The sequence below is a fragment of the Amycolatopsis thailandensis genome (assembly GCF_002234405.1).
GTDB classification, from domain to species: Bacteria; Actinomycetota; Actinomycetes; order Mycobacteriales; family Pseudonocardiaceae; genus Amycolatopsis; species Amycolatopsis thailandensis.
On record NZ_NMQT01000158.1, the window covers coordinates 1 to 20,268 of the forward strand.

The 20,268-nt window shown below is 67.9% G+C and carries 24 protein-coding genes; 10 read left to right on the top strand and 14 right to left on the bottom strand.

What is annotated here, in order from left to right; all coding sequences use genetic code 11:
• Nucleotides 1–46: 46 nt before the first annotated feature.
• The 6 genes from CFP71_RS37240 to CFP71_RS37265 form a co-directional block, all read right to left on the bottom strand.
• Nucleotides 47–910, bottom strand: coding sequence for a pentapeptide repeat-containing protein (locus tag CFP71_RS37240; protein WP_093938604.1), 864 nt, complete (start codon nt 908–910; stop codon nt 47–49).
• Nucleotides 910–2,031, bottom strand: coding sequence for a pentapeptide repeat-containing protein (locus CFP71_RS37245; protein ID WP_093938605.1), 1,122 nt, complete (start codon nt 2,029–2,031; stop codon nt 910–912). Before CFP71_RS37245 ends, CFP71_RS37240 begins: the two co-directional genes overlap by 1 nt.
• Nucleotides 2,032–2,035: 4 nt before the next feature.
• The gene (locus CFP71_RS37250; RefSeq protein WP_093938606.1) at nt 2,036–2,881 is read right to left on the bottom strand and encodes a flagellar basal body-associated FliL family protein; all 846 of its coding nucleotides are present in this window, start codon (nt 2,879–2,881) and stop codon (nt 2,036–2,038) included.
• 188 nt (nt 2,882–3,069) lie between these two features.
• The gene (locus tag CFP71_RS37255) at nt 3,070–3,915 is read right to left on the bottom strand and encodes a lysozyme (protein ID WP_093938607.1); all 846 of its coding nucleotides are present in this window, start codon (nt 3,913–3,915) and stop codon (nt 3,070–3,072) included.
• A 190-nt stretch (nt 3,916–4,105) separates the two neighbouring features.
• Nucleotides 4,106–4,921 (bottom strand): lysozyme, encoded by an 816-nt coding sequence (locus CFP71_RS37260; protein WP_208636129.1) that lies wholly within the window; start codon nt 4,919–4,921, stop codon nt 4,106–4,108.
• A gap of 104 nt (nt 4,922–5,025) precedes the next feature.
• Nucleotides 5,026–5,652 (bottom strand): type VII secretion system-associated protein, encoded by a 627-nt coding sequence (locus CFP71_RS37265; protein ID WP_093938622.1) that lies wholly within the window; start codon nt 5,650–5,652, stop codon nt 5,026–5,028.
• A 53-nt stretch (nt 5,653–5,705) separates the two neighbouring features.
• On the opposite strand from CFP71_RS37265, the gene CFP71_RS37270 reads away from it, so the two are divergent.
• Complete coding sequence (locus CFP71_RS37270; RefSeq protein WP_093938609.1) at nt 5,706–6,086, top strand: sterol carrier family protein; 381 nt, start codon at nt 5,706–5,708, stop codon at nt 6,084–6,086.
• An 80-nt stretch (nt 6,087–6,166) separates the two neighbouring features.
• Here the strand turns inward: CFP71_RS37270 and CFP71_RS37275 are convergent, their stop codons facing one another.
• A complete protein-coding gene (locus CFP71_RS37275) occupies nt 6,167–6,964 on the bottom strand; it encodes an SAM-dependent methyltransferase (protein ID WP_167406406.1) in 798 nt (265 codons plus the stop codon).
• 203 nt (nt 6,965–7,167) lie between these two features.
• Between CFP71_RS37275 and CFP71_RS37280 the strand changes: the two genes are divergently transcribed.
• From CFP71_RS37280 to arfB, 6 genes are all read left to right on the top strand, one after another.
• A complete protein-coding gene (locus tag CFP71_RS37280; RefSeq protein WP_093938610.1) occupies nt 7,168–8,046 on the top strand; it encodes a helix-turn-helix domain-containing protein in 879 nt (292 codons plus the stop codon).
• A gap of 283 nt (nt 8,047–8,329) precedes the next feature.
• A complete protein-coding gene (locus CFP71_RS37285) occupies nt 8,330–8,569 on the top strand; it encodes a DUF397 domain-containing protein (RefSeq protein WP_005152616.1) in 240 nt (79 codons plus the stop codon).
• Nucleotides 8,553–8,954 (top strand): hypothetical protein, encoded by a 402-nt coding sequence (locus CFP71_RS37290; RefSeq protein ID WP_093938611.1) that lies wholly within the window; start codon nt 8,553–8,555, stop codon nt 8,952–8,954. The genes CFP71_RS37285 and CFP71_RS37290 overlap by 17 nt, the downstream gene beginning before the upstream one ends.
• 215 nt (nt 8,955–9,169) lie before the next feature.
• Complete coding sequence (purF, locus tag CFP71_RS37295; protein ID WP_020632297.1) at nt 9,170–10,708, top strand: amidophosphoribosyltransferase; 1,539 nt, start codon at nt 9,170–9,172, stop codon at nt 10,706–10,708.
• Nucleotides 10,709–10,738: 30 nt separating this feature from the next.
• Nucleotides 10,739–11,809, top strand: coding sequence for a phosphoribosylformylglycinamidine cyclo-ligase (gene purM / locus CFP71_RS37300; protein WP_093938624.1), 1,071 nt, complete (start codon nt 10,739–10,741; stop codon nt 11,807–11,809).
• Nucleotides 11,810–11,844: 35 nt separating this feature from the next.
• Nucleotides 11,845–12,276: an alternative ribosome rescue aminoacyl-tRNA hydrolase ArfB gene (gene arfB / locus CFP71_RS37305; RefSeq protein WP_244199978.1), complete on the top strand. Its 432-nt coding sequence runs from the start codon at nt 11,845–11,847 to the stop codon at nt 12,274–12,276.
• Here the strand turns inward: arfB and CFP71_RS37310 are convergent.
• The 3 genes from CFP71_RS37310 to CFP71_RS37320 all read right to left on the bottom strand — a co-directional run bounded on the left by CFP71_RS37310 (nt 12,265) and on the right by CFP71_RS37320 (nt 15,022).
• The gene (locus tag CFP71_RS37310) at nt 12,265–13,071 is read right to left on the bottom strand and encodes a GNAT family N-acetyltransferase (protein WP_093938613.1); all 807 of its coding nucleotides are present in this window, start codon (nt 13,069–13,071) and stop codon (nt 12,265–12,267) included. The genes arfB and CFP71_RS37310 overlap by 12 nt on opposite strands.
• 178 nt (nt 13,072–13,249) lie before the next feature.
• Complete coding sequence (locus CFP71_RS37315; RefSeq protein WP_093938614.1) at nt 13,250–13,900, bottom strand: VanZ family protein; 651 nt, start codon at nt 13,898–13,900, stop codon at nt 13,250–13,252.
• A 222-nt stretch (nt 13,901–14,122) separates the two neighbouring features.
• Entirely contained in the window at nt 14,123–15,022 is a 900-nt protein-coding gene (locus CFP71_RS37320) for a Gfo/Idh/MocA family protein (RefSeq protein WP_093938615.1), read from the bottom strand.
• Nucleotides 15,023–15,144: 122 nt separating this feature from the next.
• Between CFP71_RS37320 and CFP71_RS37325 the strand changes: the two genes are divergently transcribed.
• Nucleotides 15,145–15,600: a helix-turn-helix domain-containing protein gene (locus CFP71_RS37325; RefSeq protein WP_093938616.1), complete on the top strand. Its 456-nt coding sequence runs from the start codon at nt 15,145–15,147 to the stop codon at nt 15,598–15,600.
• Between the two features lie 12 nt (nt 15,601–15,612).
• The gene (locus CFP71_RS37330; protein ID WP_244199979.1) at nt 15,613–16,161 is read left to right on the top strand and encodes a PIN domain-containing protein; all 549 of its coding nucleotides are present in this window, start codon (nt 15,613–15,615) and stop codon (nt 16,159–16,161) included.
• On the opposite strand, the gene CFP71_RS37335 is transcribed toward CFP71_RS37330, so the two are convergent.
• Complete coding sequence (locus tag CFP71_RS37335; RefSeq protein ID WP_093938618.1) at nt 16,152–17,012, bottom strand: 3-hydroxybutyryl-CoA dehydrogenase; 861 nt, start codon at nt 17,010–17,012, stop codon at nt 16,152–16,154. The two genes, CFP71_RS37330 and CFP71_RS37335, sit on opposite strands and share 10 nt — an antisense overlap.
• 88 nt (nt 17,013–17,100) lie before the next feature.
• On the bottom strand, nt 17,101–17,286 hold the full coding sequence (locus tag CFP71_RS37340) for a DUF3073 domain-containing protein (RefSeq protein WP_020632289.1): 186 nt from the start codon (nt 17,284–17,286) through the stop codon (nt 17,101–17,103).
• A gap of 207 nt (nt 17,287–17,493) precedes the next feature.
• On the opposite strand from CFP71_RS37340, the gene CFP71_RS37345 reads away from it, so the two are divergent.
• Nucleotides 17,494–18,393 (top strand): DUF8083 family protein, encoded by a 900-nt coding sequence (locus tag CFP71_RS37345; protein WP_093938619.1) that lies wholly within the window; start codon nt 17,494–17,496, stop codon nt 18,391–18,393.
• Here the strand turns inward: CFP71_RS37345 and CFP71_RS37350 are convergent.
• Nucleotides 18,390–19,337 (bottom strand): asparaginase, encoded by a 948-nt coding sequence (locus tag CFP71_RS37350; RefSeq protein WP_093938620.1) that lies wholly within the window; start codon nt 19,335–19,337, stop codon nt 18,390–18,392. The genes CFP71_RS37345 and CFP71_RS37350 overlap by 4 nt on opposite strands.
• The gene (locus CFP71_RS37355; protein WP_093938621.1) at nt 19,334–19,897 is read right to left on the bottom strand and encodes an RsiG family protein; all 564 of its coding nucleotides are present in this window, start codon (nt 19,895–19,897) and stop codon (nt 19,334–19,336) included. Before CFP71_RS37355 ends, CFP71_RS37350 begins: the two co-directional genes overlap by 4 nt.
• Between the last annotated feature and the right edge of the window lie 371 nt (nt 19,898–20,268).

Here is a 20,268-nt window from a genome sequence, read left to right on the forward strand (position 1 = left end):
AGGCCTTCACGGACATCACATCCAGCAAGACATCTTTGCCGAATCCTCAATAACCGTCCTCGCCACTCGCGACCGGCAACGTCGAACCCGCCGCGAACTTCGCGCCCTCAAGCGACGGCGGCTCCGCGAAGGTGGCCTCACTGAAGTCGACAGCGGTCTCGACGACCGTGTTGTCCAGCGACACCTTCCGTTCGAAGCTCGCCCTCGTGAGCACGAACTCGCCGTGGATCGTCACGTTCTCCAGCAGGAACTTCCCGGACAGCTGGGTGTCGGTGAGGTCGAGATACGTCAGCACCTCACAGCGATCGGCGCCGAACCACCCGACCCGCCTGCCGAGCAGCCCCAGCTTGTCGAGCCGGGCGTCACTGAGGTTGAGCGAGAACGTCGGCCCGGTGGTCCCGCTGTGCGGCAGGATGTCGCGGATCAGCCGTTCGGCCGCACGCCGGACAAGCCGTTCGCGTTCCGCGGCGGCCTTGCGTTCGCTGTCGCCCCAATCCGCGTCCGGGTCGAACTTCGGATGCTCGAACGGCCGCCGCAGGTAAGCGCACAACACGTCGAGCACCGTCTGCCGGTACTCCGGACGCGTCCTGGCCAGCCCGGCGAGCGAATGCATCGCCCCGACCCGGACCTGGTCGGCATCGTTGCCCAGCAGTTCGATCGATTTCGCGAAGCGCTCGTCGGAGATCCGGCTGCGTTCGATCTCGTGCCGGTCCTCCTCGGTGCGCCGCCGCCGGTCGTTGAGCCAGAGCCCGTAGAGCGCGGCGATCGCGCCGCCCGCCAGAGCGCCGGTCTTGAGCGCGTCACCGCGGCTCGTCGCGCGATCCGTGAGCAGCCAGGCGGTGACCCCGACGAGCACCGCGACCGAGGACAGCAACGTCCACAACAGCGGTGACCTGAGCAGTCGTCTCATCAGTCCTTCATCACGAGCCGGGCCCGGCCGTCGGGCAGGGTTTCGACGGACCAGCCCGCCGGGAGCTCGTGATCCCTCGACGGCTCGACCACCGTGTTGTACAGCGACACCGTGCCGGGCGGTTCACCGAAACCCAGATCCGCGAAGCTCTCGAACCGCGCGCGATGCAGATCCAGCGTCTTCCCGAATTTCGCGCCGGCGAACACGGCGTTCTTCGCGAAGACGCTGTCCTTGAAGGAGGTCTCGCCCGCGAACGTCGTGCCGCGGAACTCGGCGTCTTCGGAGAACCGCACCCCGCTGAACCACGCGCGCTGCTCGAACTTCGCGTCCTCGCACCGGAAGAAGCCGATCCGTTTCTTCTTGCCCGCTCCCGCGCCGGTCAGGTACACCGGGCCGCGGAACACGCAGCCGGACAGGTTGGTGCTGCTGTACAGACCGGCGTACCGGAGCAGCAGTTTGCCGACCTTCCGCTCCGAAAGGTCGAAATACTCCAGCACCGCCCCGGTCAGATCGAGGTCGTACGCGGGGGTTCCCTCGGAATCCGCGGCCGGGAGCAGTTCCCCGATGAGCCGCTGCGCGGTCTGCCGCACCTGGAGTTCTTGGTCCTGCTCCGCGGTCGCCTTGTCCGACGAGTCGTCCCTGGGCGGTTTCGCGGTTTCGTCGTACCGCGGATGCTCGAACGGCCGCCGCAGGTACGAACACAGGATGTCCAGCACGGTCTGCCGGTAGACCGCCCGCCCCCTGGCCAGCCCCGCCAGCGCGTGCAGGGCCCCCACCCGCACCTGGTCGGCGTCGTGCCCGAGCAGTTCGACGGCCTTCGCGAACCGTTCGTCCGAGATCCGGTCCCGGTCCTGGTCGGCCCGCCGCAGCTCGAGTTCCTGCCGCTGCCGCTCGACCTCCTGTCGCCGCTCCTCGACCCGGCGGCGCCTGTCGTTGAGCCACAACGCGTACAGCGCGACGATGGCACCCCCGGCGATGCCGCCGGTCTTCAACGCCTCGCTGCGGCTGGTCGCCGGATCGGTCAGCAACCAGCCGCCGACGGCCAGCAACAGCAGGAGTGAGACGAAGAACGTCCAGAGCAACGGGGAGCGGAGCGTCGGGGACCGGAGCAACCGCTTCATTCGCTCAGAATACGAAGAAGTTGCGGACGCAGAAGGACTTGTCCGGGTTGTCGTCCTTGGAGATCCCCGACCCGCTGACCTTCTTGCCCTTGACCGTGCCCTCGATGTCGCCGGTGACGAACCCGTCGCCGATGCCGGCGGTCGAGGTGATCTCCAGCTGCGACGGCGCCGGGGCCATGATGTCGATCGAGTCGCCCATGGTCGCCTTCATGTCCGCGCAGACCAGCGACAGCGCGCCGGCCTTGTCGCCCGCGCTCACCTTCGCCATGAAGTCCTTGAGGTTCTGGACACCCTGCGGGTTGCCTTCGGAGCCCGTGCTGCCACCGCTTTCGGTGCTCCTCGGGCTGCTCTTGGGCGCGCTCGACTTCGGGCTGCTCTTCGGCGCGGAGGTCGGCGCCTGCTCGGGCGACGACGAGGGCGGCGGCGCGGCCGTGTTGTTGCCCTCGTCCTTGCCGAGCAGGAAGCCCGGCGCGACGAAACCGGTGACACCGAAGGCGATCAGCACCACGAGACCGATCACGATCCCGATGATCAGGCCGGTCTTGCTCTTCTTCGGCGGCGCGGGCGGGCCGCCGAAACCCTGCGGGTAGCTCGGGTTGTTCGGGTCCCAGCCCTGCTGCTGCGCGTTGGGGTCCCAGCCTTGCTGCGGCTGCTGCGGGTATTGCTGGGTCTGGTCCCAACCCTGCTGTTGCGGCTGCTGCTGATACTGCTGAGTCTGGTCCCAGCCCTGCTGGGGCTGCTGTCCGTACTGCTGAGGCTGACCGTATTGCTGGGTCTGGTCCCAGCCACCGGGCTGCTGTCCCTGGGGGTCCTGGCCGTAGGGCTGGCCTGGCTGGGGTGGGTAGGTCATCGGTCTCGCCTTCCGTACTGGGGCCTGAGGCTTCAGATCAGACGACCGGCGGTCAGCGCTGGTTCCGGATCCGCCCGTGCCAGGGGTTTCAGTGGCATTCTGCTCCGGAAGGTACCCCGCGTTGAAAGCAGCACGCGAAAGCGGCTCCCGGCCGAGGCCGGGAGCCGCTTCTTCACGAAATGCGCAGCTCAGCCGTTGGCCAGTGCCTGCAAGCGGTCGTAAGCGCCGTTGAAGGTGTTCTGGTCGAGCGGGCTGGAGGTGTACTGCCACACGGTGTAGAAGCCCCAGCCGTAGGGCAGCGCGCCCACGGACGACGCGTACCGCGCGATCCACAGCGGGACCGTTCCACCGAAGTTCTGCGACGAGCCGACGCAGGTGCTCCACCAGTTCGTCGAGGTGTAGATGACGGGCCAGCGGCCGGTGCGCTGCTGGTAGCGGTCGTGGAACGCCCGGATCCAGGCCCCCATCGCCGACTGGCTCAGGCCGTAGCAGGTGGCGCCGTACGGGTTGTACTCCATGTCCAGCGCGCCCGGCAGGGTCTTGCCGTCCTTGGACCAGCCGCCGCCGTTGTTGACGAAGAAGTCCGCCTGCGCCGCGCCGCTCGAGACGTTGGGCAGGGCGAAGTGGTAGGCGCCGCGGATGAAGCCCTGGTTGTACGAACCGTTGTACTGCTGCGCGAAGTACGGGTTCTTGTAGCTCGTGCCTTCGGTCGCCTTCGTCCACACGAAGCGCTTGCCCTGGCCCCACCAGCTGGCCCAGTCGACATTGCCCTGGTAGCTGGCGACGTCCATGCCCGCGACCGTCGCGAGCACCCCGGCCTCAGGCTGCGGCCGGGCCGCCTTCTCCTTGGACTCGGGGGTGGAGGTGTCGCCTTCCACGCGCCGGATCTGCGATCCGATCGTGTGGTCGTTCTGCTGAAGGTCCTGTTCGATCGACATGACCTCGGGGGACGGGGCGGCCGACGCCTGGACCGTGCTGCTGAGCAGGAGCAGCGCGGAGCCGACGGCGATGGCGATTCTTCGGGAAGTGCGCATACGACAATCCCTTCACGGATAACCCTCGCTGAGGACGGCTAACTTGCAGGTGGTAGCCGTCCGGGCACGATTGTTGACGACGGGTGCCGGGTTTGTCACTAACTTCCGTGAAATTGGTACTACACGTGGGTGATTTTCATTTCCATGTTGACGGTGTTCTGTGATCTTGTAACCCCACTCGGGCGAGGGGTCAGCCGATCGACAACGCGTGCACGCGATCCTGCGTGCCGTTGAACCAGTTCTGATCGCCGGGCAGACTGCCCTTGTTCGAGAACTGCCAGATGGTGTGGGTCTTCCAGCTCGCGGGAAGCTCCCCGATCTCCGTGTTGTAGCGCGCGATCCACAGCGGGTTCTGCCAGAACGCGTCGCTGTTGCCGGTGCAGCGCTTCCACCAGCTCGTCGACGTGTAGATCGCCGGATGCCGTCCGGTCCGCCGCAGATAGGTCCCGGCGAACGACGCCATCCACGCCACCATCTGCGCGGGATTCTTGCCGTAACAGGTTTCGCCGTAAGGGTTGTACTCGGCGTCGAGCGCGCCCGGCAGCGTCTTGCCGTCCTTGGACCAGCCGCCGCCGTGGTCGACGAAGTAGTTCGCCTGCGCGGCGCCGTCCGAGACGTCGGGGCGCGCGAAGTGGTACGCGCCGCGGATCATGCCGACGCCGTAGGAACCGTTGTACTGCTGAGCGAACCGGGGATTGACGAAGCCGGTGCCCTCGGTCGCCTTCACGTAGACGAACTTCGCGCCCGTCCTGGACGCGGCGGGCCAGTCGACGTCGCCTTGGTGACCGCTGACGTCGTGGCCGAGTGTCTGCGCTTCGCCGCCGTACAACGGCCCCACCGACACACCGACGCCTTCGTTCAGCGCGATCTGCGAACCGGCGTAATGCTCCTCGGCCCCGTCGTATCTGGGCCCGCCTTCGCGTGCGACGGCGGGGGTCTGCGCGAGCAGCAGAACCCCCGCCGCGAGGACGGCCCCCCAGCCTTTTGAACACACTCTGCGACTCATCACGTCGCCACGATCCCTCGGAAAAAGGGAATCAGCGACTCGAACATCACCCGAAAGTGTTGCTTTTCGGGCGAATAAATTGCGCCGAGTGGGTTAATCGAGCCCTAACGGCGCTCGTCCGAAAGGGCTTTGTCGAGGTGCTCCGAGGGGATGATCGCGGTGAGCCGATCGTGGGGATTGAGCGTCACGGGGTGCCCGGCGAGCAGCGGGACCATGTCCCGGCCCAGCACCGCGCGGGCGTGCGGCCATTCGCGCGGGACCAGCGTCTTGGCCGTGTACGCCGGCACCAGCACCTGGCCGTCGACGTTGTGGAAGCCGATCACCGTGCGCTGGACCGGGGAAAGGGCGTAGACGAACAGCGTCGAGTCGAGGAAGACCCGCGGCAGGTCGGCGGCCGGGCGGTGGTTCGTGCGCACCAGCTGGAGCAGCTGCTCGAGTTCGTTGCGCGGCTCCGGGAAGCCGAGCGCCTTGGGCGAGGGCCGGTAGCGGTCGTTGGGGTGGAAGTCCTCGACGATCTCGCCGCCGCCGTTCACCGGATACGCGCCGACGACCGCCCAGGACGGCACCGGGCCGTCGGGGTCGAAGGCCTCGTCGATGACATAAAGCCAGCTGTTGGGGTTGGCCTTGGCGTTGGCGCGCATCTCTTCGGTGATCTTCGGCTTGCCCGGTTTCCGCTTGCCCGCCGGGCTCGACGCCAACCGATCCGCCTCGTCCCGCTGCGCCATCGCCATCCCCACGTTCCGGGTGCCTGAAGGTTTGTTCGAGCTCACTCTACTGTTCTCCCATGGCCTCTTCGCGTTCGGTCGACCCCGCTGAGTTACGTGCCGCGATCACGGCGATTTTCCCCTGGTTGAGCGGATCCGGTCCGGATCCGGCCCGGCCCGAGCTGGCCGCGGCGGTGCGGCTGAGCCTGCGGACGCTGGCCTCGGACGCGCCGGGGAAGAGTGTCGAAGTGCGGGTGCCGCCGTTCGCGGCTGTGCAGTGTGTCGAAGGATTGAGCCATACGCGCGGGACGCCGCCGAACGTCGTCGAAACGGATCCGCGCACGTGGCTGGAACTGGCGACCGGGCTGCTCGGCTGGGCCGACGCCGTCGAGTCGGGGCGGGTCGCCGCCTCGGGGAGCAGGGCCGACCTGGCCCGCTGGCTGCCCCTGGTCCGCCTCTGACCTCGCTTCCGGATGTCATGAAGGGTCCCCATGGGACGCAATTCGTCCCATGGGGACCCTTCATGACACAGGCGAGGGGCTTAAGCCTTGCGGCCGATCCCGCCGGAGATGGTCCGCTGAGCGGTGTTCAGCTCCTTGATCCGCGGGCCGTCCGGCCACCAGTCGGCGCACAGCTGGACGCCGGGTTCGACCATCTCGAGGTCGTGGAACAGCTCCTCGATCTCGGCCTTGGTGCGGAAGGTGCCCGAGCCCATCGGGCTGTGGATGAAGAAGTCCTCCATCTTGCGGGCGACCTCGGACAGTTCGTCCTGCGGGTCGGAGAAGTGCGAGATCGCCACGTACGAACCCGAGGGCAACGCGTCGATGTACTTCTTCATGATCTTGGCGGGCTCTTCGTGCGGCCCGTTGTAGTGGTGCAGCGTCCCGAGCTGCAGCAACGCGATCGGCTGCGTGAAGTCGAGGTGCCGGACGATGTCCGGGTTCTCCAGGATCCGCTCCGGCTCGAAGATGTCGTCCGAGACGAAGTGGGTGTTCTCGTTCTCCTCGAGCAGCGCGCGCCCGTGGGCGAGGACGACCGGGTCGTTGTCGACGTAGACGACCTTGATCTCCGGGTTGATCCGCTGCACGACCTGGTGCGTGTTCTCGGCCGTCGGCAGGCCGGATCCCAGGTCGAGGAACTGCGTGATGCCCGTCTGGCTGGCGAGGAACCGGCACGCGCGGATCAGGAAACCGCGGTTCTCGGTGGCCAGGTCCTGCGCCTCCGGGGCGGCCTGCTGGACCTTGCGCAGCACCTCCCGGTCGATCTCGTAGTTGTCCTTGCCGAGCAGGAAGGCGTCGTACACCCGGGCGATGCTGGCCCGGGTCGGGTCGACACCCACTGGCACTCGTTCCGTCCGCGTCGGGGCGTCGGGCATCTTGAACCTCACAAAACTGTGTCGGAAGTCTCGGGCTCTACGTAGAGTAGAACCACGTACGCGACCGGTAAACCGAGCCATGCCTGTCGTGTCGAGGCCCAAACGTGTACTTTCAGTAATCGGCTAGTTCCCCTGGTGAGTGTTGTCGTAGGAAAGGTCCCCGGTCGATGAACGCGGTCACCCCGTCCGGCGGTGAGCAGTCCCTGGGTCCCACCGCGCGGCGGATGATCCTGGGTTCGCAGCTCCGGCGGATGCGCGAGGACGCGGGCATCACGCGCCAGGAGGCCGGCTACAGCATCCGCGGCTCCGAGTCGAAGATCAGCCGTCTCGAACTCGGCCGCGTGGGGTTCAAGGAACGCGACGTCGCCGATCTGCTGACCATGTACGGGATGACCGATCCCGGTGAGCGGCAACAGTTCCTCGACATGGTCAAGGAATCGAACGAGCCGGGTTGGTGGCGCCGCTACGGCGACCTGATGCCGAGCTGGTTCAACGACCTCGTCGGGCTCGAAGAGGCCGCGGCCCGGATCCAGGTCTGGGAGCCGCTGTACGTCACGGGCCTGCTGCAGACCGAGGACTACGCGCGGGCGATCATGAGCCACGGCCGCAAGGACATGGTCAACGAGCAGATCGACCGCCGGGTCGCGCTGCGGATGCGGCGGCAGAAGATGCTGTCGAGGCCGGACGCGCCGCGGTTGTGGCTGGTGCTCGACGAGTCGGTGCTCCACCGGCCGATCGGCGACCGCGAGATCCTCAAGGGCCAGATCGACTACCTGCTGGACATGATCCAGCAGCCGAACATCTCGGTGCAGATCCTCCCGTTCGACCGGAGCGGATACTCCGCAGACAGCGCGTTCTCGCTGCTCAGGTTCGCGGAAGAGGAATTGCCGAACATCGCCTACACCGAGTACCTGACCGGCGCGCACTACATCGACAAGCGCGACGAGATCGAGCGGTACAGCCGGGCGCTGGACATGCTCGCGGTCGACGCGGAGACGCCGGACCGCAGCCGCCAGATGCTGATGAAGCGCCGCGCGGAAATCTGAGTCACTCACCGTTGTGGGGTTACCCGCCGTCCTGGTGACGGCCGGGGTTTTCTTGTGTGCGCCCGAAAATACGACCACGAACAGTAGTTGGTCACTCGATGGTGGCTGTGGCGATCACGCTTTGGTGGTACGAAAGAGGACCAAAGTCATCACTGCACGCGAATTCTGCAGAAACTTCTGCACGTGCATTTACCGTTGCAGTCACACGTGCTAACTTTGGGATCACAGGCAAATGCACATGCAGATGCATCGCCCGAAGTACTCGTCGGGGAAGGTGGGGACCATGGCTGAACAGTTCGACAACGGCATCCCGGCCGATCGTCTTACCGGTGCGCAATGGCGCAAAGCTAGCTACAGCAACGCGATCGGCAACTGCGTCGAGGTCGCACCGCTCGCTTCCGGCGAGATCGCGATGCGCAACTCGCGCTTCCCGACCGGGCCGGCCCTGATCTACACGCAGGCCGAGATGGCGGCGTTCCTCGCTGGTGCCAAGGACGGCGAATTCGATGACGTTCTCGGGTGACACCATCACCGCGGAAATCACCGATATCGAAAGCGGCCTGCAGGAACTGATCCACCGCGGATACCAGTTCGTGCACCCGTGCGACGCGAACGGCGAGGTCCTGGCCGTGGTCGGCGTGCGGGTCCACGACAACGTGGTCGACGTGGTCCGGCTCAACGCCGAGGACGACGTCGTCGCGACCCGCCTGCCGGGTACCGAGGAAGACATCCTCGAACCCGATGTCTGGCTGTGGCGGTTCACCGGTGACGCCGTGACGGTGCTGACGGAACTGCTCGCGCTCCCGGACGAGCGGATCCCCGGCTCGCTTCACCTCCCGGAGACCGCGGCCAAGGGCTGCTGGGTCCCCGGCCGCGGCGGCACGTCCAAGTGGCTCGCCGCCAGCTAGTCACCTCCTAAGCACAGTCGACCGCCTCTGTCGAGGGGGAGCGGTCGGCTGGTCGGGGGTCGTGAGTGCCGGGCCTTGACACCTGCCCGTCACTCACGGTCACTAAGACACCCCTGCTTGAAGCGTGTCCAGTGCCACGTCGCGCGGCGCGTTGATCTCCGGCTCACCGTTTACACTGGTGGCGGCCTGCCCTCTTTCTCCCTGGGAGCACCTCGGTGGTTTCCGACCCGTCCCTCGCCGGACAGCCCGTGACCGACCAGCCCGATCCGGAACCCCGCGAGGAATGCGGTGTCTTCGGTGTCTGGGCGCCCGGAGAAGAGGTCGCGAAGCTGACCTACTACGGGCTCTACGCCCTTCAGCACCGTGGCCAGGAAGCGGCCGGCATCTCGGTCTCCGACGGTTCGCAGATCGTCGTCTTCAAGGATCTCGGCCTGGTCAGCCAGGTGTTCGACGAGCAGGTCCTGCAGTCGCTGCAAGGACATATCGCCGTCGGGCACTGCCGCTATTCGACCACCGGCGCGACCATCTGGGAGAACGCGCAGCCGATCTTCCGCACCACCGCCACCGGCAGCGGGCTGTCCTTCGCGCACAACGGGAACCTCGTCAACACCGCCGAGCTGCGCGATCGCACGGTCGAAGCCGGCCTCAAGCCGCACGCGGGACTGACAGGTTCCTCCAGCGACTCCGACCTGGTGTGCGGGCTGCTCGCGGCCAACGCCGCCGACAAGGGCATCGAGGCCGCCGCGCTGGAACTGCTGCCCACCCTCAAGGGCGCGTTCTGCCTGGTCTTCGCCGACGAGTCCACCTTGTACGCCGCGCGCGACCCGCACGGAGTGCACCCGCTGGTGCTCGGCAGGCTCGAACGCGGCTGGGTGGTCGCGAGCGAGACGGCCGCGCTGGACATCTGCGGCGCGTCGTTCGTCCGCGAGGTCGAGCCCGGTGAGCTCATCGCGATCGACGCCGAGGGCCTGCGCTCCTCGCGGTTCGCGAACCCCGAACCCAAGGGCTGTGTCTTCGAGTACGTCTACCTCGCGCGCCCCGACACCTCGATCGCCGGCCGCAGCGTGCACGCCACCCGCGTCGAGATCGGCCGCAAACTCGCCGCCGAGCATCCGGCCGATGCCGACCTGGTCATGCCGGTGCCCGAATCCGGCACCCCGGCCGCCATCGGTTACGCGCAGGGCTCCGGCATCCCCTACGGCACCGGCCTGGTGAAGAACGCCTACGTCGGCCGCACCTTCATCCAGCCGTCGCAGACCATCCGCCAGCTGGGCATCCGGCTGAAGCTGAACCCGCTGCGCGACGTCATCCGCGGCAAACGGCTCGTCGTGGTCGACGACTCCATCGTCCGTGGCAACACCCAGCGCGCGCTGGTCCGCATGCTGCGGGAGGCGGGCGCGCTGGAGGTGCACGTCCGGATCGCCTCGCCGCCCGTCCGCTGGCCGTGTTTCTACGGGATCGACTTCGCCTCCCGCGCCGAACTGGTGGCCAACGGCGTCGACCTCGACGGCATCCGCCGCTCCATCGGCGCGGACACTTTGGGCTACGTCTCACTGGACGGGCTGGTCGCGGCTTCGGAGCAGCCGAAGTCGCGGTTGTGCACCGCGTGCTTCTCCGGCGAGTACCCGATCGCGCTCCCCGAGGACGCGATGATCGGGAAGCACCTGCTGGAAAGCCTGGACTCGGTCAATGGCGCGGCGAAGCCCGTCAGCCCTGCCGGGTACGGTGCTGAAGACGCCATCCGGCGTCCCTAGCCTCTTCTTCCAGAGTTGGAGTCCGCTTTCGTGAGCGAGTCCACGAGCGCCACGTACGCCGCCGCCGGCGTCAGCATCGACGCCGGTGACAAAGCCGTCGAGCTGCTCAAACCACACGCCGAGAGGGCCACGAGGCCCGAGGTGATGGGTGGGGTCGGCGGTTTCGCCGGGCTGTTCTCCCTGAAGCTGGACAGGTGGAAAGAGCCGGTGCTGGCCTCGTCGACGGACGGGGTCGGTACCAAGATCGCCGTCGCGCAGGCGCTCGACAAGCACGACACCGTCGGCATCGACCTGGTCGCGATGGTCGTCGACGACCTGGTCGTCACCGGTGCCGAGCCGCTGTTCATGCAGGACTACATCGCCGTCGGCAAGGTCGTGCCGGAGAAGATCGCGGCGCTGGTCGGCGGCATCGCCGAAGGCTGTGTCCAGGCGGGTTGCGCGTTGCTCGGCGGCGAGACCGCGGAGCACCCCGGTCTGATGGGCGAGCACGACTACGACCTCTCGGGCACCGGCATCGGCGTCGTCGAGGCGTCGAAGGTGCTCGGCCCGGAGCGGGTCCGCCCCGGCGACGTCGTCCTCGCGCTCGGTTCCTCCGGTCTGCACTCCAACGGCTACTCGCTCGCCCGGCACGTACTGCTGGACATCGCGCGGATGCCGCTCGACGGGCACGTCGAGGAGTTCGGCCGCTCGCTGGGCGAGGAGATGCTGGAGCCGACCAGGATCTACGCGAAGGACTGCCTCGCGCTGGTGGCCGAGGCCGACGTCCGCACGTTCGCGCACGTCACCGGCGGCGGGCTGGAGCAGAACCTCGCCCGCGTCATGCCGCGCGGCCTGGTCGCCCGGCTCGAACGCGGCACCTGGACCCCGGCGCCGGTGTTCGCGCTGGTCGGCCACCGCGGCAAGGTCGAACGCGCCGAACTGGAGAAGACGTTCAACATGGGCGTCGGCATGGTCGCGATCGTCGGCCCCGACGACGTCGACCGCGCGCTCGCGGTGCTGACCGCCCGGCACGTGCCGGCGTGGATCCTCGGCGACGTGCAGCCCGCGGAGGACCCGGACGGCCCGCGCGCCGTGCTCTCCGGCGACCACCCCCGCTTCTGAATTAACGGTTTGGGCCCGGGTGTCACACTGGTTCCGTGGCTGATGACGTGGTGATCGGCACCCGGTTCGTGATCCCGGGTGCCGACTTGAGCGAACGGTTCTCCCGGTCGTCGGGTCCGGGTGGGCAGGGCGTGAACACCACGGACTCGCGGGTCGAACTCTCCTTCGACGTGGCCGGTTCGGCCTCCGTCCCGGAACATCTCCGGGCCCGGATGCTGGACCGGCTTTCGTCGCGGCTGGTCGACGGCATCGTCACGATCGCCGCTTCCGAGCACCGGTCACAGCTGATGAACCGGGAAGCCGCACGAGCGCGGCTGGTGATGTTGCTGCTGGACGCGTCGGCGCCGCCTGCCGCCAAGCGGCGTCCCACCAAACCTTCACGAGGTTCGAAGGAACGCCGCCTGGCCTCGAAGAAGCGCCGCGGCGACGTCAAGAAGTCACGCCGCGGCGGCTACTCAGACGACTGAGTCGCCAGTGGCGAACCCGCGATCGACGTCGGCAGTGCGCACGACTGACAGGTGCACGCATTCGGCCGCGGTCTCGAAACCGACCCGGCCGTAGACGCGTTCCGCCTGCCCGGCGCCCGGCGTCAAGAACACCGACCGGCCGCCGCGGGCGTGCGCTTCCCGCGTCAAGTACTCCGTCATCGCCGCGGCGATCCCGCGGCTCCGGTACTCCTCGATCACCCCGATGCCCGCGACCTCGGTCGCGCCGTCGAGGATCGCGGTCGCGACCCCGCCGCCGACGACGTCGCCGTTTTCGTCGACGGCCATCACCGACATGGTCTCGCCGCTCAGCTGATCCGGCGACGGGTCGAGGTGCTGATCGGGGTCGGTCTCCCCGAACGCCAGGTTCTGCGCCCGGATCATCTTCCGGAGCTCGTCGGCGGTTTTCGGGGTGATCAGGCTGATCCCGGCCGGTCCCGGCTGCTCGACGACCTGCTCCGGCGTGCAGATCATCAACGGGACCCGCCGCTCCAGCGTGTACCCGCATTCGACGAGCACGGCTTCGGCCGCCGGCACGGCTTCGGTCAGGAACTCCAGACGCGGCATGAGCCCGCGCTCGCGGAACGCCTCGGTGAGCTCGGCGACGTCGTCGTGAGTGGGGACGGCGCCGTCGTCGGGGATCGCGTAGTTGAGGAACGGGCTGGTGGCCTCGAGGTAGTACGTGGCCAGGAACGGCCCGATCCGCTCGGTTTCGCGGAACTTCGCCGCGGTGGTGCGGATGTAGGACTGGAGAGCACGAATGGTCTCTGAACGCACTGGTGGAAAGCCTTTCAGGCAAGAGAAAGAGACGCACGGGAAGACCCGCGTGCGTGATGGGGCTGGCGTAGGCGCCGGCTAGCTCGTGCCGACGCCGCTGAAGGCGTCAGGCATGAGGCATCCCTCTTCTCTGTCAGGAAGGGCTTTCGCGCCTACCCTCGCACGACGGTCAAGCGATTTACCGCCGCTGCGGATGCGCGATGCTCGAATACCGCTCGTCCCACACCGACCTCGGGACCCGCATCCGGACGGGAGCGTCGCACACCCGCCGGACCTGCGCCGGGATCTTCACCGGCGGCCGGACGTCCAGGCGGTGCCAGAGCCGTTTGCTCAGTACGGCGCCCGCGATCGCGCCCAGTGTGTTCAGCAGGATGTCGTCGGCGGAGGTCACCCGGCCGGCTTGGATCAGATATTGCGTACTTTCCACCAGCACGGAGACGGCCAGTGCGCCGAGCGCGATCCGGCTCAGTGACCGCAGACGGCGGGACCGCAACGGAAGCAAGGCGCCGAGCGGGCTCAACATGAGGAAGTTGCCCAGCGCTTGCCAGAGATTGGCGCCGTCGGTCAGCGCGAGACGCAGGTCGGTGCCGGGTTCGAGGTTCAGCCTGCTGCCCTGTGCGCCGGTCACCGGCATCGTGACCAGGCACAACACCAGGAAGCAGGTCAACGCGAGCGTCATGTCCACGGCGGCCGTCGCCGACGCGGTGAAGCGGTCGGCTTGTCTTCGGCGCCGGTGCGCCGCGAGCAGCGGCCACCCGAGCAGTGCGTATGGGAACGCGGTGATCGCCAACGGGATCATCGCGCCGAAAGCGCGGAGCAGCTCACCCATGGCCTTCCTTTCCGGAGCGCCCAAGATCACCTTCGCATCACAAGATCGACTCGGCATGGCGGAGCGACCGCACTAAGAGGTGATCTTCTCCGGTAGCGGAAAAGGGCTTCCCATGCTTGTGACCGTCCACAAAGGAACCTGTGGACAAACCTGTGGATGGCCGTGAAGTAACCGGAAGAAGGCGTTATCGCACAAGGAAAAGCCTTGTGGGTGACCTGTGTACTACTTGCCGTGTCCGGCGAGCTCGCGCGCGCGTTCGAGGAGCTTCTGGAGGTGCAGCCCCCGGCGCACGTCACACGGGTGGGACGTCGTCCCGCTCGCCGCCATCGCGGCGAAATCGTCCAGGAGCGCGGTGTACGACTCTCCGGCCGACCCCGGTTTCCGCCCCAGAGTGCGATAGCCGTGCTCGCCGTACACGACCACTTCGACGACCGTCGGCTGGATCGGCAGCCGCAGCGACAGGGTCGCCGTACTGGTCGCGCCACCCGCGTGGGCGAACAGGAACTGCCACAGATCGTCATCGGTGCGATCGGCGGCGAGCACCTCGGTGATCTCGCCGAGCGCCGCGTCCAGCAGATCGAAGGCGTGCGGGCCGATGTCGGCGAGCGCGCCGGAGTCGTGCCGCCACGCCGAAGACTGGTACTGGCCGCCGAGCAGCGCACCTGAAAGCCAGCGCGCCCCGCCGCCGCGCCAGCCGCCCGTCGCCTTGATGCCGTCGAGCCACTCGCGGGTCATCGGCGAAAAACGCAAGGTCAGGACCACGAGCGCGGCCACCCCCGCGGCGTCGACCGCGTTCGCGAGCCGCCGCGCGCCGTCGAGATCCGCGGCGATCGGCTTCTCCAGGATGAGATGCTTGCCCGCTTCGGCCGCCTTGACCGCCAGCTCCGCCTGAACGGCGGGCGGCACGGCGAACGCGACCGCGTCCACCTGGCCGAGCAGTTCCTCGAAGCTGTCGACGGCCTGGGCGCCGTGCGCGTCGGCCAGCTCTTTCGCGGCTTCGGGGCGCCTGGTCCAGACCGTGCTCAACGTGGTTCCGGGGTGATCGGCGAGGCCCGGTGCGTGCACCGTCTTCGCCCACGGACCCGCCCCGACCAGACCCACGCGCAGCTGTCCCTGTCCCACGGGCCCAAGTCTAGGTGTGCCGCTCCGCAAGCTGAACGCACCATCGAGTTGCGTTTATTGCGTTTGTTGCGAATAATTCGGTGAGAGCCGATTCTGGGACCACGCTGAACACGGGAGCAGTGATGACTGCGCTGACCATTGACCAGATCGTCCCGGGACGTCACGACATCGACGTGGCGCTCGAAGCGCTTCCGCATGTCAAGGCCTATCTGGCCAAACCTCATGAGCGGGACACCGTGCGCGTGGTCGTCGACGAGCACGAAGAGTCCCTGGTCGTTCCTCGTGGAGTCGTCGATCTGATGGCGCGGGTGCTGGCGTTGGTGGCGGCGGGCGAGAGCGTGTCCATCGTCCCGTCGCACGCCGAGTTGACCACACAGCAGGCCGCTGACCTGCTCAACGTGTCCCGGCCCTTCCTCATCGGACTGCTCGAAGCGGGTCGGATCGAGTACCGCACGGTCGGCAAGCATCGGCGGGTGAAGGCCAGTTCCCTCCACGACTACCTGCGTGAAGACGACCAACGGCGCCGCGAGGCCGCGGACGAGCTTTCCGCCCTGAATCAGGAGATGGGGCTGACCTAGCAAGTGGCCTTCGTGGTCCTCTTCGACGCCAACGTGCTGTATCCCAATGTTCTGCGTGATCTCCTCATCCGGATCGCGCAGAGCGGCTTCGTCCAGGCCAAGTGGACGGACGAAATCCTCGACGAGGTCTTCCGGAACCTCAAGGAGAACCGGCCTGACCTCGACCCCCGCAAGCTCGACAGGACACGGAACCTGATGAACGCCTCGGTCCGTGATTGCCTGGTCACGGGCTACGAACCACTCGTGACAGCGCTCGATCTACCCGACCCGGACGACCGGCACGTGCTCGCCGCGGCCATCAAGGCGCGGGCACGCGTCATAGTGACCGAGAACCTGCGGGACTTCCCGGAGCGGATACTCGGCCAATGGAACATCGAAGCCCAGGGCGCCGACGACTTCGTCCTTGAACGGATCGAACTCTGCGAACGCGTGGTCCTGGACGCGGTGCGGCAGATCGTGGCCTCGCGCCGCGCTCCGACGAGCGTCGCCGATGTCCTCGACGCCTTGGAGCGCTGCGGCCTGTGCCGGTCGGCCGCAGCGCTCAGGTCGGGTCAGGTGTAGCTGTAGAACCCGCGGCCGGTCTTCTTGCCGAGCAGGCCGGCGTCGACCATGCGCAGCAGCAGCGGCGGCGAGGAGTACAGCGGCTCCTTGAACTCGGCGTACATCGAGTCCGCGATCGCCTTGATGGTGTCCAGGCCGATCAGGTCCGACAGTCGCAGCGGGCCCATCGGGTGCGCGGTGCCCAGCTCCATGCCGCGGTCGATGTCCTCCGCCGACGCGAAGCCCGACTCGATCATCCGGATCGCCGAAAGCAGATACGGCACGAGCAGCGAGTTCACGATGAAACCGGCGCGGTCCTGCGACCGGATCACCGTCTTGCTCAACGCCGTCGTCGCGTGCTCCTCCGCGCGGCGGGCGGTGTCTTCGCTGGTCAGCAGCGAAGGAACCAGCTCGACGAGCGGCAGCACGGGGACCGGGTTGAAGAAGTGGATGCCGACCACCTGCTGCGGGCGGTCGGTCGCCATCCCGAGCTTCATGATCGGGATCGACGAGGTGTTGGACGCGAACACCGCGTCCTCACGCTCGACGATCTTGTCCAGCGACCGGAACACCTCGACCTTGGCCTGCTCCTGTTCCAGGATGGCCTCGATGACGAGGTCGCGGTCGGCGAACTCGCCGATCTCGGTGGTGAAGCGGAGCCGTCCGAGCGCCGCGTCGGCGTCTTCCTGCGAGAGCTTCCCGTTCTTGACGCCGCGTTGCAGCGACTTCTCGATCCGCGCTCGCCCGGAGTCCAGCGCCGGCTGGTTCACCTCGGTGATGATCACGTCCAGACCGGCACGTGCGTGCACCTCGGCGATACCCGAGCCCATGAGCCCGGCTCCGATGACACCTACCCGCGTTACGTCCGACACGGAACCCTCCTCGTATTTTGGGCAGCACGCGACACGCGAGGGTGGAGCACGGAGTTCAATCCGTCCCACCCTCGCGTGTCACGCCTGCTCAGCGGCGGTATTCGTCGTACCCGTCGTACGGGTCGTCGTCGTCCCGCTTGTCGTCCTCGTGCCCGTAATCAGAGGAACTACTGGACAGCTCGCGCTGCAAAGCATCGAAGTCGGTTTCGTGCGAGCTGTACTTGAGCTCGCGCGCCACCTTCGTCTGCTTGGCCTTAGCCCGGCCGCGCCCCATGGCTCGACCCCCTCGCACAGGGGCGGGGCGGCCGGGGGAATCGGCGGCCCCGCATCGTCTCGACAATTATTTCCTGCTGACACCGTACCGTGTCTGGGGGGTTGGATGCGACGTGGCACGGTGTGCCGGTGGCGACAGTGTTCACCGAACGCCGGTTACCGGCCGGTCGGTGGCGATCGTCGCAGGTCCGCGTGCCACGATGCTCGTGTGCCACGTCCGTTCGCGGCTTATCTCCGCGTCTATGAGCCCCTGCTCGCGCTGGGGGACCCGCCGGACGAACGCCTGCTCGAGGCCGTCGAAGCGGCCCGGCTCGATCGTTCGGCCGCGGGCGAGCGTGAGCAGGCACTGTGGCTCAAGTCACAGCACGTCGGGCGGCTGTTGCCCGCCGAACTGGCGGACGGCCGGGCCGCGCCCAGCCTCGTCACCGACGTCCTCGTCCTGGATCCCGAAGACGTGCCGGAGGGTGAGCACGGCGACGCCGGCCCGGGGCCGTTGATCTGTCCGATGGAGATCCGCGCCCGCTCGGCCGCGGCGCTGGTGACCTTCCTCGGCGACGCGCATCCGGCACTGAAGAACGCCGTGCTCGACGCGGGCGGCGCTTCCTTCGACATGATCCGCTCGCGGGCGAAGTCCGCCATCGACGATCTGTCCGCTTCGGCGTCGCACACGCTCTCGACGACGTGGACCGTCCCGCTTCCGTGGTTCGTGCTGTTCGATCCCGGGATGCGCCGGGTCAAACTGGGCAAGGGCCGCGAAGACCCCGAGCGCGAGGTGTCGTGGCGGGTCTCCATCGCCGACGCGCGGCATCGCGCCCGCGAGGTCGGGGACCTGCTCGAAGCGACCTTCGGTGATTCGGGACCAGGCCGGGTGCTGCTCGAAACGCGACGCTGGCTCGACTGCTTCCACCCCGGCTCCGCGGTCGAGCTCGACTACGGCGGTCTCGTGCAGCTCTTCGCGGACTCGATCCTGCAGGCCGACACGACCGCCGAAGAGGTGCACGACATCCTCGACGCGCTCCGCACCGGCAACGTCGACGAGCTGGCGGAATTGTTCGCCGACCTGCGGGACTTCTGGGGCGACCTGGCCGCGCGGGAACGCGCGAACTAGCCGAAGAGTCCCGCGGTGACCCTCAGCTCGCCGACCGGTTCGCCGCCGCCCAGCACCGCGTTGCGCGCGAGGCCGCTCGCCTCCGCGCCCGGGTCGATGCCGAGGTGACGCAGGGTCGCGAGCAGCAGCGGGATCCGTGCCCGCGCGGCTCCGTCGTCGATCTTCAAAGCCAGCGCGGTGCCGTCCGGGAGGGCGAACGCGTGCACTCCTTCGGCGCCGCCCTTCGAGAGCAGGCCTTCCACGCTCCGCATCAGCACGGTGTCCTCGCGGCCGGTGCCCGCGACCTGCCACGGATGCGCGCGGACGGCGTCCGCGACCCGGCGGTCCGGCCCGCCCATCGCGGTGACCAGCCTGCCGAAGGAACGGGCGAGGCCGGTGAGGGAGAACGCGAACAGCGGTGCGCCGCAGCCGTCGACGCCGACCGTCTCGATCGTCTCGCTGGTGAGGTCGGCGATGGTGGCCTGGATGACCTTTTGCAGCGGGTGGGTCGCGGCCGCGTAGTCCTCGGTGGGCCAGCCGAGCTGGGCGCAGGTCGTGAGCATCGCGGCGTGTTTGCCGGAGCAGTTCATGGCGGCGCGGCGTTTCCCCGCCGCGGCCACGGCCAGCATGCTCGGCTCGTGCAGCGGGAAGGCGGGCGGGCAGGCCAGCGCCTCCTCGGTCAGGCCCGCGCGGGAAAGCATGGACAGGGAACCCTCGACGTGGCCGGGCTCGCCGTTGTGCGACCCACAGCCCAGCGCGAGATCCTCGTCGTCGATCGTGAGGCCGGCGCGCAGCATCCCGACGGCCTGGAGCGGTTTGTTGGACGAGCGCGGGTAGACCGGGCGCTCGATGTCGCCCACGGAGAAGCGCACCGACCCGTCGGGAGCGGTGATCACGAGCGCGCCGCGGTGCGTGCTCTCCACGAAACCGGATCGGACGACCTCGACCAGGACGGGATTCGTCACTCGGACCCGCCGCGTTCGGTGTCGAGCAGGTCGTCGACGGACGCCGTGCCCTTGCGGTAGCGGGTCGCGATCTCGGCGTTGATCGTGTCCATCACGCTCTGCACCTCGCGGCGGTACGACGAGACCGAGACCTCCTCGTCGGCGTACCTGTCGAGGGCGTTGAGCAGCTTCTCGTCCGAGAGCGTGCTGACGTCGGAAAGGTCGGTGTCGCCGATGAGCGCTTCGGCGAACCGCCGGTGCTCGCCCGCGCGGGACGGCTCCAGCCGCTGATGCCTGCCCGAACCCGTGGCCGGACCGATCGCGTTGTCCGCCAGGATCGCGGCCAGCCGCTCGACGACACTGCTCTCGCCGCCCGAACTCCGGCGCTCCTGCTCGGCCCGCACGATGTCGATCCGCGCGTGCAGCAGACGCCGCAGATACGACAGGTCTGTCTCCTCCTGCGCGGCCTCGTCACGGCGTTCGCGCAGCACGGAAAGAGTGAGCTCGCCGAGGTCGCTGAGATACCCAGGGCCGAGCACGCGGTCGATACGACGGCGACCACCGGGCCGGACTTCGATCACCCGCGTAGCTTATCGCGCTCACGCCAAAATGTTCCGCAGGGAGCGATACCACAAGGACCTCTGCCCTCCCCGACACCCTCCACTGCACTGCCGCTCTTTCGGTCCCTTCCAGAGCGCGCCCCCCACCCGTCCCGGGGGCGGCCCCTGGTCCAGTCTACCGGGGGTGGAGGGGGAAAAGTGCTGGTCGGCGAGGTTGTCCACAGGTGGGCGGGGTTGTGGACAACTGGGGGGAGGGGGCTTTCGCCGCGTGTGACGTGGGGAAGTGTCCTTCGCCGCGTGAGATGGGGGAAAAGACCCCTTCGGTCCCCGTCGGACGGCAGCGGAGGCCGGTGGTGGGTACATGAAGGCCTCCTTGCTTGCGTCTAGCGCAA

Coding starts and splice junctions, on each gene's coding strand:
- CFP71_RS37245 (WP_093938605.1), bottom strand. CDS start 2,031: ATGAAGCGGTTGCTCCGGTCCCCGACGCTCCGCTCCCCGTTGCTCTGG.
- CFP71_RS37265 (WP_093938622.1), bottom strand. CDS start 5,652: ATGGCGATGGCGCAGCGGGACGAGGCGGATCGGTTGGCGTCGAGCCCG.
- CFP71_RS37270 (WP_093938609.1), top strand. CDS start 5,706: ATGGCCTCTTCGCGTTCGGTCGACCCCGCTGAGTTACGTGCCGCGATC.
- CFP71_RS37340 (WP_020632289.1), bottom strand. CDS start 17,286: ATGGGGCGCGGCCGGGCTAAGGCCAAGCAGACGAAGGTGGCGCGCGAG.
- CFP71_RS37290 (WP_093938611.1), top strand. CDS start 8,553: ATGACGTTCTCGGGTGACACCATCACCGCGGAAATCACCGATATCGAA.
- CFP71_RS37240 (WP_093938604.1), bottom strand. CDS start 910: ATGAGACGACTGCTCAGGTCACCGCTGTTGTGGACGTTGCTGTCCTCG.
- CFP71_RS37250 (WP_093938606.1), bottom strand. CDS start 2,881: ATGACCTACCCACCCCAGCCAGGCCAGCCCTACGGCCAGGACCCCCAG.
- CFP71_RS37315 (WP_093938614.1), bottom strand. CDS start 13,900: ATGGGTGAGCTGCTCCGCGCTTTCGGCGCGATGATCCCGTTGGCGATC.
- CFP71_RS37325 (WP_093938616.1), top strand. CDS start 15,145: ATGACTGCGCTGACCATTGACCAGATCGTCCCGGGACGTCACGACATC.
- CFP71_RS37285 (WP_005152616.1), top strand. CDS start 8,330: ATGGCTGAACAGTTCGACAACGGCATCCCGGCCGATCGTCTTACCGGT.
- CFP71_RS37280 (WP_093938610.1), top strand. CDS start 7,168: ATGAACGCGGTCACCCCGTCCGGCGGTGAGCAGTCCCTGGGTCCCACC.
- CFP71_RS37260 (WP_208636129.1), bottom strand. CDS start 4,921: ATGAGTCGCAGAGTGTGTTCAAAAGGCTGGGGGGCCGTCCTCGCGGCG.
- CFP71_RS37255 (WP_093938607.1), bottom strand. CDS start 3,915: ATGCGCACTTCCCGAAGAATCGCCATCGCCGTCGGCTCCGCGCTGCTC.